The organism is Phaeovulum veldkampii DSM 11550 (assembly GCF_003034995.1).
GTDB classification, from domain to species: domain Bacteria; phylum Pseudomonadota; class Alphaproteobacteria; order Rhodobacterales; family Rhodobacteraceae; genus Phaeovulum; species Phaeovulum veldkampii.
The window spans coordinates 1-12707 of record NZ_PZKF01000055.1 but is presented as its reverse complement, the minus strand read 5'-3'; the positions used below and the strand labels follow the sequence as shown (position 1 = coordinate 12707).

At 64.3% G+C, this 12707-nt stretch carries 18 protein-coding genes; 8 read left to right on the top strand and 10 right to left on the bottom strand.

Annotation, left to right across the window (positions count from 1 at the left end):
• The coding region (locus C5F46_RS14725; protein WP_210203005.1) for a hypothetical protein at positions 1–885 on the top strand (885 nt) is incomplete at its 5' end.
• A gap of 57 nt (positions 886–942) precedes the next feature.
• Here the strand turns inward: C5F46_RS14725 and C5F46_RS14720 are convergent.
• The 10 genes from C5F46_RS14720 to C5F46_RS14675 form a co-directional block, all read right to left on the bottom strand.
• Positions 943–1712 (bottom strand): IS5 family transposase gene (locus C5F46_RS14720; protein WP_235820185.1). Its coding sequence is split into 2 segments (ribosomal slippage): positions 943–1376 and positions 1376–1712, totalling 771 coding nucleotides; the frame shifts between segments, so codons are not numbered across the junction.
• Positions 1713–1785: 73 nt separating this feature from the next.
• Positions 1786–2415: a DUF6441 family protein gene (locus C5F46_RS14715; protein ID WP_107326087.1), complete on the bottom strand. Its 630-nt coding sequence runs from the start codon at positions 2413–2415 to the stop codon at positions 1786–1788.
• Positions 2416–2421: 6 nt separating this feature from the next.
• Positions 2422–2733 (bottom strand): head-tail joining protein, encoded by a 312-nt coding sequence (locus C5F46_RS14710; protein WP_107326086.1) that lies wholly within the window; start codon positions 2731–2733, stop codon positions 2422–2424.
• A 12-nt stretch (positions 2734–2745) separates the two neighbouring features.
• Complete coding sequence (locus C5F46_RS14705) at positions 2746–3768, bottom strand: major capsid protein (RefSeq protein ID WP_107326085.1); 1023 nt, start codon at positions 3766–3768, stop codon at positions 2746–2748.
• A gap of 58 nt (positions 3769–3826) precedes the next feature.
• Positions 3827–4207 carry a head decoration protein gene (locus C5F46_RS14700; protein WP_107326084.1) on the bottom strand — a complete coding sequence of 127 codons (381 nt, stop codon included), beginning with the start codon at positions 4205–4207 and terminating at the stop codon, positions 3827–3829.
• Positions 4208–4306: 99 nt separating this feature from the next.
• On the bottom strand, positions 4307–5719 hold the full coding sequence (locus C5F46_RS14695) for a S49 family peptidase (protein WP_107326083.1): 1413 nt from the start codon (positions 5717–5719) through the stop codon (positions 4307–4309).
• Entirely contained in the window at positions 5719–7215 is a 1497-nt protein-coding gene (locus tag C5F46_RS14690) for a phage portal protein (RefSeq protein WP_107326082.1), read from the bottom strand. The genes C5F46_RS14695 and C5F46_RS14690 overlap by 1 nt, the downstream gene beginning before the upstream one ends.
• Positions 7215–7424: a phage head-tail joining protein gene (locus C5F46_RS14685; RefSeq protein ID WP_107326081.1), complete on the bottom strand. Its 210-nt coding sequence runs from the start codon at positions 7422–7424 to the stop codon at positions 7215–7217. Before C5F46_RS14685 ends, C5F46_RS14690 begins: the two co-directional genes overlap by 1 nt.
• A gap of 3 nt (positions 7425–7427) precedes the next feature.
• Entirely contained in the window at positions 7428–9473 is a 2046-nt protein-coding gene (locus C5F46_RS14680; RefSeq protein WP_107326080.1) for a phage terminase large subunit family protein, read from the bottom strand.
• Complete coding sequence (locus tag C5F46_RS14675) at positions 9421–9969, bottom strand: hypothetical protein (protein WP_107326079.1); 549 nt, start codon at positions 9967–9969, stop codon at positions 9421–9423. Before C5F46_RS14675 ends, C5F46_RS14680 begins: the two co-directional genes overlap by 53 nt.
• Before the next feature lie 138 nt (positions 9970–10107).
• Here C5F46_RS14675 and C5F46_RS14670 point away from each other — a divergent pair, with 138 nt between their 5' ends.
• The 7 genes from C5F46_RS14670 to C5F46_RS14640 form a co-directional block, all read left to right on the top strand.
• Positions 10108–10317 carry a DUF6900 domain-containing protein gene (locus tag C5F46_RS14670; protein ID WP_107326078.1) on the top strand — a complete coding sequence of 70 codons (210 nt, stop codon included), beginning with the start codon at positions 10108–10110 and terminating at the stop codon, positions 10315–10317.
• Between the two features lie 12 nt (positions 10318–10329).
• Entirely contained in the window at positions 10330–10542 is a 213-nt protein-coding gene (locus C5F46_RS14665) for a hypothetical protein (RefSeq protein WP_107326077.1), read from the top strand.
• A 23-nt stretch (positions 10543–10565) separates the two neighbouring features.
• The gene (locus tag C5F46_RS14660) at positions 10566–10871 is read left to right on the top strand and encodes a hypothetical protein (RefSeq protein WP_107326089.1); all 306 of its coding nucleotides are present in this window, start codon (positions 10566–10568) and stop codon (positions 10869–10871) included.
• Entirely contained in the window at positions 10868–11233 is a 366-nt protein-coding gene (locus C5F46_RS14655) for a hypothetical protein (RefSeq protein WP_107326076.1), read from the top strand. Before C5F46_RS14660 ends, C5F46_RS14655 begins: the two co-directional genes overlap by 4 nt.
• A gap of 118 nt (positions 11234–11351) precedes the next feature.
• Positions 11352–11699 (top strand): hypothetical protein, encoded by a 348-nt coding sequence (locus C5F46_RS14650; RefSeq protein WP_107326075.1) that lies wholly within the window; start codon positions 11352–11354, stop codon positions 11697–11699.
• Between the two features lie 55 nt (positions 11700–11754).
• The gene (locus tag C5F46_RS14645; protein ID WP_107326074.1) at positions 11755–12156 is read left to right on the top strand and encodes a hypothetical protein; all 402 of its coding nucleotides are present in this window, start codon (positions 11755–11757) and stop codon (positions 12154–12156) included.
• Positions 12157–12193: 37 nt separating this feature from the next.
• A partial coding sequence (locus C5F46_RS14640) for a DUF3489 domain-containing protein (protein WP_107326073.1) occupies positions 12194–12707 on the top strand: 514 nt, incomplete at its 3' end.

The following is a 12707-nucleotide window of genomic DNA, read 5'->3' as shown; positions in this document are numbered from 1 at the left end:
GGGGAGAAGTTGTCCAGCATGTCAAAATTCAGGCTATCCGTACCGCTGCCACCCGAGCTGACCGAATGGCTCAACGATGTTTATCCAGCCTGGCTGCAACTGCCGCAGAGCACGTTCGCCAACCTGGTGCCATTCAACGCGGCACAATCGCCTCTGACTCTCAACTATGCTGAAAGCGCAGCGGATATTGCCGCTTCACCCATTTTCTCAAATCTCCGCATTTTCTTGACCCTGATAGGAGAGGGGCGGATCACGTTGCTGGAGGATGGCACGATGGCATCCGACAGTCTCGATCTGCTTCTTGAGACAACGAGCTGGCCAAACGCCGATTTGACTCTGACAAAGCACATGAGGCGCCCCCTCGACCAAGAAAACATTGGTGCACTCGATTTCCTGATTGGCCTGGCGGTTGCAAGCGGCGTTGCCGAGGTGGCGGATGGGCAGATCAAGGTGACTGACGCCGGGCGTCGGGTTCGCGACAATCTGATCGACGCAAGGATGGTGCGGTCCGTATTCGAAGCGGCATTTCTAGAGGTCAATCCGAGAACTCTGACCAAACTGGCTTACCCATGGGTTCTTGAGCAAGCTGGGATCATTTTCTGGGGCCTGTCGATCACTGCTGACACGCCCAGAACGGTATCAGAATTTGCGCGTTACTGCTTTGTGCCCCCGAAGAAGCTCCTGGACGAAAAGCTCAACGTTTTCGACGTCTTCATGCGGGCCGTTTATCTCACTCCGCTGACATGGTTTGGTCTGATGACGGCGACCTCCCGAGAGGGCGGCGAGGTACATGTCTACGACCGCCTTTACCAGAAGACCCCCCTTTTCGACCGTTTTATGAACTTCGACCTTGAACGTGCTCGGCCGGCCGAGCGACCGAACTGATCTCCATTATTATCCATCAGCTTGGGCAAAGCAGCTAGGGTCCAGACTCATTGATCGTCACAGCCAGAACATGACGGTGGCCGCGAGAGCGACGGCGGAGAGGAAGGTCTTGGCGCATCTGTCATAGCGGGTTGCGACCCTGCGCCAGTCCTTCAGGCGACCGAACATGATCTCGATGCGGTTGCGGCGGCGATAGCGGCGCTTGTCGTAGCGGACAGCTTTGCCGCGCGACTTCCGACCGGGAATGCAGGGGCGTATCCCCTTGTCTTTCAACGCTTCTCGGAACCAGTCAGCGTCGTAACCCCGGTCTGCGATCATCCACTCGGCGGCGGGCAGACTGCCCAGCAGGGCGGCGGCTCCAGTATAGTCACTGACCTGGCCTGCGGTCATGAAGAACTTCAGGGGCCGTCCCTTGGCGTCGGTGACGGCATGCAGCTTGGTGTTCAGTCCACCTTTCGTGCGGCCTATCAGGCGCCCGCGCTGGTCGTCGGGCCCCCCTTTTTCGCCCGCAGGCTCGAAGCCGTGCGGTGCGCTTTCAGGTACGTCGCGTCGATCATAATGGTCTTCCGGTCGCCGCTCTCGGAGGCCAGTCCCTCCATCATCCGGGCAAAAACCCCCATGTCGCCCCACCGCTTCCAACGGTTGTAGAGCGTCTTCGGCGGCCCATACTCACGCGGGGCGTCACACCACCGCAAACCATTGCGATTGATGAAGATTATGCCGCTCAGCACCCGCCGATCATCGACACGCGGCTTGCCATGGCTCTTCGGAAAGAAAGGCCTCAACCGCTCCATCTGCTCGTCGGTCAGCCAGAAAAGGTTGCTCATCTTCACCCCCGTCAGTTCGGGAGCTTGAATCACGCAGGAAGGGCAGCCTCAAGCCGATTAATGGGTCCTGACCCTAGAAGCGGCCGTCAACCCAGTTTGCCACAATCCGCCCTGGCACGGCGTCATGCGCCCGCTCCGCATCCCGCGCCAGATCCAAGCGCTTCGGCAGCTTCACCTGCGGCACCAGCAGGAAGATCGGCGCGGTGACGAGGCCGCGGCCGGTTTTCGAGCGCGACGCCACCGCGCGGCCCTTGGTATTAAACCGCCCCTCTGCCACCAGAAGGCTCGGCCCTCTGCGGCGATAGACGAACCGCAGCCGCAGACCGGTGCGCCGTTCCCATTCGCCGGGGCTGATCCGGCCACCGCGCGTGGACTTACCAGCCGCAGCGGTCGGGATGGCCAGCCAGAAGCCGGATTTCGATCGGATCAGCGGGCCGGTATCATGGGCGCCGACGATCACGGGGGCGTTCGACCAGATCACGGCAGCTGCGTTGAGGCTGGGTTTTGCCTTCGGGAACTGCTCGGACCGGATGGTGCGCGCCAGCCGCGCGCCGAGGCCAGCACCGGTGATCTGCGCGCGCCACGCGGTCTTGAGACCGGTGCCAGCCTCGCGGATCGCCGCGGAGACCGCGCGCTCGCCTGCGGCGATTTCCGCCTGCATCATGGCGACAATGTCGGGATCAATATCGAGCTTGAGCTTCATCGCAGGTCACGCCGGTCGCAAGTTGACGGTCCAGACAAGCCGCTCGCGGTCGCGGATGGGCTCGCCCTGGATCAGGAACGCCTCGCCGTCGATCTCGATGCGGTCGCCGGGACGCGGCGTGGGGACCTCGGCCACGCGCAGATCAATGCGCGTGGTTTCTGACCAAAGCCGTGCTTCGCCGAACGTGGTGACCTCATCTGCGCGGCGCATCACCACGCGGATGAGGCGCGGGGCCCCGCCTTCAGCAACAAAGACCGCGTCGCGGGCGATGTTGCCATCAGTAAAGAGCAGATCGAGCGCGATGGCGAAGGCCGTCATGGCTCAGTGTCCTCAGTTCGAACTGAAGATCCGGACCGCAAGCCGCGGTCGCTTGTTGACCGGCAGGATCGAGGTTTCGGTCATCAGATCGATCCAGCGCCCCTTCGTGTCCATCATTTGCCGCGCATAGAGCGGCAGGCCGACGGAGTTGGCGGTCTCCAACAGGTTCGCGGGCCCGCCATAGGTCGTGAAGGTGTCAAACGTGCCAAGCGGGAAGGCGATGCCTTCGCCCGCGGGGATCAGGCGTTCCGAGGTGCCATTTGAGAGGGTGACCGAGCCGTTGTATTCCTCAAAGAGGATGCCTGCGAAGGGGAAGGCTCGGCGCATATCCTCGCGCAAAGGCTGGCCACCGGTCGCGGAGAAGAATTTGTAGGCTTCCTCGGTCTTGGGGTGGCTGATCAGCTTGTCGAAGAATTCGGAACTGACGAGTGCATGCGCCGTGGTCATGGTCTCGCCTAGAAGGCTGTCCTCGATCCCGCGCAAGGTCGTGCGAACCTTGCCCTGCACATTGGTGCCAGCCGTGCCGAAGACGAAGTCGACCGAGATCTGCTCGATCCCGAACTCGGTGAAATAGTTGTAAAGGGTGGTGCCCGCTCCGTCCTTTACGATACCGCGAAGCGCATTCATTTCCATGTATTCGCGGGTTTGGGCATGCTTGCGGCGCATCAGCGTCAGCTTGCGGTTCATCACCTCGACGAGGGGATCGGCCGCGTCTGACAGGCCCAGCGCGGGCATGCCCTGGATATCGGCCGGCAGGATCACATCGTCATGTGGGATCCAAGGGAGGGCAAAGCTGCGCATCGACCGTGCCTCGCGATTGCCGACCGTGGCGGGCGCACCCAGCGGCACTGAGGGCAGGAGGCTCAAGACCCCTTGGCGCTGTTCGATCACGATCGAGCGCTGGGTGACCCCTTCAAAGCGGAAGAGGCCGATCTGGCCCAGGCGGGTGTAAAGGTTGGGCAGGATGTTGATGGCCTGCGTCATATCGGCGAGCGAATAGCCGCCCGCGTCAAACGGGTTGCGGGTGATGGTCATGTGAGAACTCCGGGCAAAGAGGGGCAGGGATGAGGGGCGCGCTGTGTCTGCGGTGCGATCAGGCGGTATCGCGCGGGATGATGCCGAGTGCGGTCAGCTGGGCATGCTTTGCGGCTGTCTTAGCGGCATCATCGACACTGGCGTCAAAGACCAAGGCCGCCTTTGAGACGATCGCTGGGCCGCGGACGATCACCACCACGCTCTGATCTGCCGCCGTAGCATCGGTCGCGTAAACCAGGACGGCAGCCGCGTTCTGCGCGCCATCGGTGCCGGTGGCAGTGCTGAGTTTCATCTTGCCGCTTGCGGTGATGCGGCCAAGCACGGCGCCAACGGGGTAGTTCGTGCCCGCCAGCAGCGTGACGGTCTCGCGGGTGAAGTTGGGGTTCAGCTCGTATTTGAGAACATCGCCCATGGTGGGCGTTTGGGTCAGCACGGGCATGGGGCATCTCCGAGGTTGAGGGGGCCAAAAAGAAATCCCCCGCCGGGGAGGAGCGGCGGGGGATCAGGTGGGCGGTCAGGTGTGTAGGGGGTGAGCGGTTCAGCCCCTGCTGCCCGCCGAGGCAGCCTTCTTTGCGGCCGCCACAATCGGGCTTTCCGCGGATTTGGGCAGGATAGGCGAAGGTGGGGCCGCAACGATGTCGCGGGCATCTGCCGCTGCGGCTGCCCGCTGCAGGACAAGCTTGCGCAGGGCCTCCGGGGCCGTGCCCTGACGGAGCGCCTTGGCGGCATCAATCGCGATGCCGAGCCGGCCTGCTTGCGCCGCGATCTCGGCGATCTCCGCTGCCGACTCCCGCAACTGCGCCGAGAGCTCTGCGAGATTACTGGGCGCTGGGGCAGCAGCCACCGGTGGCTGAGACGCAGCGGGTGATGAAGCGGGCGCAGTGGGCTGGGCATCATTGGCATCCGTTTCATCGTCTCCGACGTCCATCACCGTGGTCTCAGAGTCCTGCGTACTGTTTTCAGGGTCGTTCTGGGTGGCCATGACTGCCTCCTGTTTGGGTTTAGGGAGAGATGCGCACAGTCTGCGCGCCGGTGAGAAGTGTGAGGTTTGCGACACAGACTGCCGAAAGGCCGCAAAGCCTCGGGTCAGATCGATGACCTCGTCGGCAAGGCCCCCGCCCACTGCATCCGCCCCGCGATAGGTTGCAGCCTCGGTCGCCAGCGCTGCCTCTTGGCTTAAGCGCCCAGCCCGACCAGCGGCGACAGTTTCGGCGAAGAGAAAGCGCAGCACATCGATCTCGCGCTGGATGTCATTGCGGACCGCTTCAGGCAGCGGTTCGTAAGGATTGCCATCGACCTTGTGGGTACCGGAATGGATCAACGTCACGCGCACGCCGTCCTGATCCAATTGGCCGCTGAGGTCGGCATGCATGACCACGACCCCGATGCTGCCCACGGCACCGGTGCGCGGCAGAAGGATGCGGTCGGCCTGGGATGCCAGCGCATAGCCTGCAGAGAAGGCGTGCTCGGCGACGAAAGCCCAGACGGGCTTGGTCGCCCGGACGGCCCGGATCCGATCTGCCAGGTCAAAGACGCCCGCCACTTCGCCGCCAAAGCTGTCTATTTCCAAAGCAAGGCCGTGTACGGACGGATCGCTACTGGCCGCCTCGATCTGCGCCGCGATCCCCTCATAGCTGGTCTGGCCTGAGGATTGCCCGATCCAGCTGCCCCGATGGATCAGCACGCCCGAGATCTCGATGACGGCGACGCCGTCGACAACTGGGTAGGGTGCATCGCCATGGTGCTGGATGCGTTCCGCCAGGTTTCCGGCGAGAATGCTCGCGCGGGCGGGCAGGGCGGAGGTACCAGCTGGTGCCTCGTCACTATCCGCCACAGCGACGCGCCGCCCCAGAATGCGCGGCCCAAGCCCCGACAGGAACGCCATGGCCTTGGAAGGTTCGACCAGCAGCGGCGTGTTGAAAGCGCGCGCGGCAATCCGTGCGTGGAGCATCAGGGCTGGTCCTCGTCTGTGCTCGGGCGGTCTTCCGCGTCATCGGTTTCATCTTCGGTCTCTGGTTGCTCTTCCTCGGCCGGCACCGCTTGCACGCCTTGTGCGGGCGAGCCCGGCCTGCGGAAATCAAGCCCCAGCGCCCGCTCGCGTTCCCGCTCAGCCGCAATCTCACGATCAACTTGCTCGGCGTCATAGCCGCGCTCGGCGATGGCCTGCGTTCGTGATTTCAGCCCCGCTTCGATCTGGGCGATCTCGGCATTGGCGTCTTTAAGCGGATCGACCCAGTCCCATTTCGTGGGGAGCCAATCGGCGGCCAGCATCCGCGGGCGATCCGCCTCATAGCCGGGCAGGGGCAGCGTGCCAGAGAGCACGGCCAGATCCAGCCAGCGCGCATAGACCGGTCGGCAGAGTTGGTAGACCATCACCGAATGCTGCCAAGCCGAGACGCGGCGGCGGAACTCGATCAGCGCAAGGCGCGAGTTCGAGAAGTTCCCCTTAACCATATCGTTGGCGAGGTAGGGGTAGGGGATGCCAAGTGCGGCCGAGATTTGTAGCAGGGTCCGGTACTGGAAGGGCTCATAGGTTCCGCCGCTATCGGCCGGTTGGCCCACGGTCACATCCTCACCAGGATCCAGCCGCACGATCTGGCCTGGGCTGATTTCGACACCCGCTGGTAACTCTTCATCATCAAGCGGTGCGAGCGGGTTCTCTGGTGCAGGCGAGGTGACGAACATCGCGTACATTGCAGCGACCTTTTTGCGGTCGAGCTCGGCATCGTCATATTGGTCGAGCAGGAACAGCTTCACGATGGCTGGGGCCAGTTTCGACACGCCGCGCAGCTGACCACCCTCGACTGGGTCGATGACGTGGATCACCTCCGAGGCGGGCACGCGGACAATTTCTCCAGACAGTCCAGGATCGGTGCCGTCACCCGGGTGACGGCGGAAGAAGTGATAGGCGACACGCCGTCCGATCCGGTCGAACTCGATCCCCTGGCGGATCGCGTTACCATTCCGCGCCACCCCGGTCTCATGCAGTGGCAACATTTCCGAGGGCAGCATCTGCAGCTGGAGGGGAACCGTGAGGCCGTCCTCCACCCGCCGCGGCCGGATCCGGACAAAGACCTCACCCGCCAGAAACACCTCGCGCGCGGCGCGGCGCTGCAGCCCGTAGAAATCTGTCAGCCCTTCGGCATCGGCCTCATCGGTCCAGGCGAGCCACAGGCGCTGCAACTCTTCCTTCCGCGCGGCATCTGCGAGTTTCGAGATCGGCTTGATCCCGTCACCCACGGTGTTGGCAGCCCAGCTTTCCACCGCATTTACGGCATAGCCGTTGTTGCGCACGAGCCAGCGCGCGCGGGCGGTGATGTCGGGTCCGGATGCTGCGATCAGCGCATTCACATGAGCCCGCGTGGCCTGGAAGCCGCGCAGGCGTCGGTGATGCTGTCCCGCGTCAAACCCGCCGATGAAGGCGCCAAGGCGCTGCCGCCAGTTCATCAGAGGTCTTTCACTGCATAGGGACGCAGAACGCGACCAGCCCCGCGCTCGAGTTTGGCAATCCGCCGTTCGACATCACCGATCGCGGCCGCGAGTTCCGCGTCGGTGCCATAGGTCACGGTCTTTCCGTCATAGCTGACCGACCGGGTGCCGCTGTAGCGCGCGGCCAAGAGCGCGCTGTGGCGAAGCTTCAACTCGTCGAGGGTCATTCGTCATTCCATGTACTTGGGAGTGCTGATCTTCCAGCCCCGCGGCCTCGGGGCGGTGATGCGTCCGGCCTCAGGCGAAGTCGGTTTTTCTGTCTCGGCCGTCTGCGCGATCGGCGTCGTTTCTACCCCGGCCTGCTTTTCGAGCTGCCGCCACATCCGCTCGTCAAAACGATCGGCCCCGAGGATCCAGGCTGCGGCGCGCGCATAGATGCGAGTGTCCAACGCCTCGTTGCGCTCGCGCATCTTCTGCCATTCCTGCCGGGCATAGCCGCGCTTGTTGCGGATCGTGACCAGCTGCTCGGCCACAAGCTGCTTGAGCCATTCGCTGTCCGCCCAGTCCGGCAGGTGGATCGTGCCTGCCGGCGTGGCCACGCCCAGCGCGGTGTCTTCGTCCGCTGGCCGCTCGATGCGCAGATACCGATAGGTCTCTGCCTTGAAGGTGGCCGTGGCGACCGTCCATAGCCGGGCACCGCGCTTGAGCTTCCTCCCGTTCACCGTGGCATCCACGAACGTTGGCCCTGACACTGGCGTTGCCCGGTTGAAGCCCTCCAAACCCTTAATGGGCGCGACCTGCGCGATCCCCTGCGCCCGCGCCCAAGCGTAGACGGCCGCCGACTCGTAGCCGGTGTCGATGGCGAGCTTCGCCAGCGTCATGAATGCGCCGTTTTCGTGCTCCCATGTCTGACCCAGAAGGGCGGTCAACTTGTCCCAGCAGGCTGGATCGTCCGGTCCGCCCGGGATGACGATGTGATCAACCAGCCAGCTTTCCAGACCTCGGCCCCAGGCCCAGACGTCGACCTCGATCCGGTCCTTCTGCACATCGGCCCCGGCAGTCAGGAACAACCCACCCATCGGCACCTGCGCTGCAAGGGCCTCGCGCCGATCTGCCAGCCGCTGCCAATCCGGCGCCTCGCCGCTCTCGACCCAGGTTTCGCCAAGAAGCGTGTTGCGCGCCGCGCGCAGCATCTCGTCGGAGCCTTGGGCCGCCAGCCATTCGCGGGCGATCTGTTCCCAGCTTTTCCAGCCGATCGGCGAATAGAGGGCCGAGAGGTGGAACCCGATGGACGTAGGGTTGTCCGACAGCGCCGTCGCCCGCCATTCGCCCCGCGCCAGCATGTCCGTCTTGTGGTGCTCAGCGATGGGCCGCTCGCAGCCCGCGCAATGATAGGCCGCCGTCTCAGGGCGTCCCTTGTCCCAGCGCAGGCGTTCGAACTGCAGCCATTGCCTGTGGCCACAATGGGGGCAGGGCACGAAATACCGCCGCTGATCACTGGCCTCGAACTCGCGCTCGATCCGGCTCAGCCCCCGGATCGTGGGCGTCGAGACCATGAAGACCTTCCGTCGATGGGCGAAGGTGGTGGTGCGCGTTTCGGCCAGCGTGACTGGGTCGCCCTCTTCATCGGCCGAGGCTGGATAAGCGTCGACCTCATCCAGAAACACATATCGGGCCGGCATGGACCGCAGGCCCGTGGCCGAGTTTGCACCCGTCAGCACCAGAATGCCGCCGGGGAACTCCTTGGACAGCATCGAATTGCCCGCATCACGTGAGCGCGCCGGCTGCACGCGTTCCTTCAGCGCCGGGCTGTCCTCAATCAGCGGATCAATCCGACCCCGCGAGGTGCGCTTGGCCATCTCCACGGTGGGCAGCACGGCCAGCATAGGTCCCGGTGCATGGTGGATGACAAAGCCGATCCAGTTGTTTCCGGCCTCGGTCGCGCCGACCTGCGCCGCCTTCATGAAGCTGATCCGCTGCGCTGGATGACCGGGCGACAGCGCATCCATGATCTCACGCAAATAGGGCGCGCGCGCCGTGCGATACCGCCCCGGTTCAGCTGCGGCCCGCGACGACAGCCACCGGTGCGCATCGGCCCATTCCGACACGGTGAGATTGGCGTCAGGCCGCATCCCCCGGCGCCAGACGCGCAAGATGTCCTCGGCCCCGTCAAAACCGAGGTCGAGGCCTTCAGTCAGATCGTGGTCATCTTCTTCTTGTCGGTCATGCAAGCGAGACCCTGAGGTCTGCCAGGGCGTCGAGCTGCTCTCGGACATGGGTTTCCAGCACCCTTTGCAGGATCGCAGTCTCGATTGTGACGGGCACCCCCGATGCCTTCTCCATCTCTGCGGATAATTGTGCGGCCATCAGTGCGGCGACGCGGGTGGGCCAAGTGACCCAGGTGTCGCGTTCCTGGCGCGCGAGGCGAAACACCAGCGTCTCGGCTCGAGCGCGGTCAACCAGCACGCCCTTCTTCTTCTGGATCGCCAGCTGACGTTCCTGCGCCTGATAGACCGTCAGCGCCGTGCGGGCCTTCAGATAGGATGTGCTGTCACCGGGGCCGGAAACAGCACCCTCGCCAGAACCCGTGCTGCCGCGCGACCGCATCTGTTGGTCCGGATCGGTCATCGCTCCACGGCGTGCGTCAGACGCAGCAGCATTGATCGAGCCATCGGCAAAGAGCACCAACCGCCCGTTCTTGCGCGCTTTTTGCACAGCACCGCGAGACAGGCCGGAATGGTCCGCATAGGCGCGTTCGGACATACCTTCCATGGCGCTGTGGTGATCCTCAACATATTGGTAATAAACGGAAAAGCATCTCTAATTGAGTTGATTACACTCCCCGATCGAGCGATTCCTTGTGTCATTCAGCGGGTGCATCGCACCCCCGGACACGGATCGGATAGGAACATGCCCCGCCGCCCAACCACGAACCCGACTGCCCAGCGCGATGCGCTGCTCCTGCAGATCGCGGAGCGCCATCTCTTTCTGGAAACCCTCGACACCCGCAACACCGACAGCCTCGACTTCCACGAGCATGCCGTCTGGGCGGTGCGCTCGGCGCTGGAGGCCGCCTTCGAGGCGGGCCGCCGCGCTGGCCCCGCCAAAACCCAACCCTGAAAGGATCACACCATGGCGATCGCCATCCCCTCCGACACGACCCGCATCTTCATCGACCGCCCGCGCTTCGTTCAGGCCATGAGCGTGGCCACGCTGCAGGCCCACCTCAATGACCGAAGCTTGAACGCCGAGGTCTTCGAGATGGCGGGCCGGATCGGCATCGACTGCCTGACCGTTGAACTGGCCGATGTCGTCCCGGTCCTGCAGCAGCACGGGCTGATCTGAGCCGCGCTAGAATGGAGACGCAGATGAGTACACGCGCACAAATCGCCATCCAGATCGGGCCCAGCGAATGGGCCCACATTTACACGCACTACGACGGCTACCCTTCGCACATGCTGCCTGCGCTGGCCGCGTGGACGCCCGTGGACATCCTTGCGGCAAAGGAAATCCGGCAGGTTCGCGCTGACGCGCTCGACTGCTTTGTCCCGCCGCGGGATCCCGTGATCCTGCCGCGCCCGACCTGCCAGTTCTGCTACCTCTACGTCTGGCAGGACGGCGCATGGATCGAACTCGACCCCGAAACCCACGCCCCAGAAGGAGCGGCCCCATGACCAATCTCTCCCTGAACTGCCTCTCCGAGGGGGAAACCCTCGACGATCTTGCCCGCCGCGAATGCGCCATCGGCTTCGATCTGCGCTTCTGCCGCAGCGAGGCGGTGAGCCCCGACGACCGGGAAACCATCACCTGCGATCCGACCGAGGCGGAGTTCGCCACGATTTACGCGCTCACCGATCTGGGCGAGGCGATTGCGATTCACGATGTTGACCTCTCCAGTGCCGGGGCTGACGAGGTTGCGGCAATCGCCCGCGCGCTGTTTGTGGCCATCGTCAACGCCCGCCGCGATCCGCCGGACGCGGCGCAGCGGCATGAGGCGGAACAGGCCGCGCTGACGGGTCTGGCACGCATCGCATGACGCGCATTGGTGCGATCACAAAGCACTGAAATTGCTCATAATTTCCTACGATAATCAGCGCGCGGGAGCGAATGTCGTCCCACGGAGACGATGCAACTCAACCCACGGAGCCACCCCCATGACCAACCCCGCCGCCACCCTGATCGCCGACTTCCGCGCCGCCGCTGACGAGATCGAAGCCCGCCTCGCGCCCAGCGCCTGCGCCATGATCGCGTCGCACAAATGGATCGTCATCGATGACTTTGGACCCCTGACCTTCACGCTGACGCCCGAGGGCAAAAAGCATCGCGCCACCTGCACGGGCCATGGCAGCGCCCACAAGGTCAACCGCTTCACCAAGGCGGACGCCGAGCATCTCGCCCGCGCCTGCAACGCCCGCGCCGCCTTCTGGGCGGACGCCGCGCGCGAAGAGGCTGCCACGCTCCGCCGCCACATCGCTGCGCTGGAAGCAGCCTGCGCGGCTTGAGCACCAACGGGCGGGGCCAAGCGCTCCGCTAGCCACCCCGAAAAGGATCCCGACCATGACACAGCACGCCGTCCTGCCCAGCCGCAACGAGGATTACGGCTTCTTCCGCACCCTGACTGTCTGCCCAGAGCGCGACCGCCGCAGCCCGGAAGTCTGGACACTGGCCTCGCGCCAGATCGCAGAGGCCATCCACGCCGACAGCGAGGACGAGATGATTGGCATCCGCGACTTTCTTGACAGCCGGATGGGCCGCCACTTTGCCGACGATGTGGTCGGCAACATGATGGGCTGCGCCATCGGGCTTGAGGCTGCCATCGGCTCAGCGATCCGCCGCTGGCAGGACTGGCGCACAGACCGCAAGGCCGAGCGCGAGCACGGCATCCCCGCGGGGCTGCCTTACCTGACCGGCTGGGTGCAGCACTTCGCGATCACGGCCGCGATGGCCGAGAACGATTGACTGAAACCCCGACATCCCACCACGACAGGAGGCGACAATGCCCAAGCTCACTGACACCCAGACCATCATTCTGAGCCGCGCGGCTACGCGCCCCGACAATCTGGCCCTGCCGCTGCCGGACGGCTTGGCTGGCGCTGCGGCCAAGATGGCTGTGGGCAAGATGATCGAGCGCGGCTGGCTCGAAGAGGTCGACGCCAATCTGCGCCGTGGCGAGCCGCTGTGGCGCGAGACTGGCGACGGCCACGGCACCACGCTGATCGCCACCGAAGCCGGGTTGGCCGCGATCGGCATCGAGCCTGTGGTCGCAAACACCATGACCAATTTGCGCAAGGCGAAGCTGGAGCTGGTCTCGGCGCCGAAGGATGCCCCCGAAACACTGGCCGATCCTGTCACGCCCAAGCCCATTGCCATCCGCGCCGGCACCAAGCAGGCGGCGATCATCGCGCTCCTGCAGCGGCCCGAGGGTGCCTCCATCACCGAGATCGTCGAGGCAACAGGCTGGGCTGCACATTCCGCCAGAGGCATGATCTCGGGCGGGTTGAAGAAGAAGC

Excerpts from the sequence above, each read along its gene's own strand:
- C5F46_RS14715 (WP_107326087.1), bottom strand. The coding sequence starts at position 2,415 with ATGAAGCTCAAGCTCGATATTGATCCCGACATTGTCGCCATGATGCAG.
- C5F46_RS14710 (WP_107326086.1), bottom strand. The coding sequence starts at position 2,733 with ATGACGGCCTTCGCCATCGCGCTCGATCTGCTCTTTACTGATGGCAAC.
- C5F46_RS14705 (WP_107326085.1), bottom strand. The coding sequence starts at position 3,768 with ATGACCATCACCCGCAACCCGTTTGACGCGGGCGGCTATTCGCTCGCC.
- C5F46_RS14700 (WP_107326084.1), bottom strand. The coding sequence starts at position 4,207 with ATGCCCGTGCTGACCCAAACGCCCACCATGGGCGATGTTCTCAAATAC.
- C5F46_RS14695 (WP_107326083.1), bottom strand. The coding sequence starts at position 5,719 with ATGCTCCACGCACGGATTGCCGCGCGCGCTTTCAACACGCCGCTGCTG.
- C5F46_RS14690 (WP_107326082.1), bottom strand. The coding sequence starts at position 7,215 with ATGAACTGGCGGCAGCGCCTTGGCGCCTTCATCGGCGGGTTTGACGCG.
- C5F46_RS14685 (WP_107326081.1), bottom strand. The coding sequence starts at position 7,424 with ATGACCCTCGACGAGTTGAAGCTTCGCCACAGCGCGCTCTTGGCCGCG.
- C5F46_RS14680 (WP_107326080.1), bottom strand. The coding sequence starts at position 9,473 with ATGTCCGAGAGCAGCTCGACGCCCTGGCAGACCTCAGGGTCTCGCTTG.
- C5F46_RS14675 (WP_107326079.1), bottom strand. The coding sequence starts at position 9,969 with ATGGAAGGTATGTCCGAACGCGCCTATGCGGACCATTCCGGCCTGTCT.
- C5F46_RS14670 (WP_107326078.1), top strand. The coding sequence starts at position 10,108 with ATGCCCCGCCGCCCAACCACGAACCCGACTGCCCAGCGCGATGCGCTG.
- C5F46_RS14665 (WP_107326077.1), top strand. The coding sequence starts at position 10,330 with ATGGCGATCGCCATCCCCTCCGACACGACCCGCATCTTCATCGACCGC.
- C5F46_RS14660 (WP_107326089.1), top strand. The coding sequence starts at position 10,566 with ATGAGTACACGCGCACAAATCGCCATCCAGATCGGGCCCAGCGAATGG.
- C5F46_RS14655 (WP_107326076.1), top strand. The coding sequence starts at position 10,868 with ATGACCAATCTCTCCCTGAACTGCCTCTCCGAGGGGGAAACCCTCGAC.
- C5F46_RS14650 (WP_107326075.1), top strand. The coding sequence starts at position 11,352 with ATGACCAACCCCGCCGCCACCCTGATCGCCGACTTCCGCGCCGCCGCT.
- C5F46_RS14645 (WP_107326074.1), top strand. The coding sequence starts at position 11,755 with ATGACACAGCACGCCGTCCTGCCCAGCCGCAACGAGGATTACGGCTTC.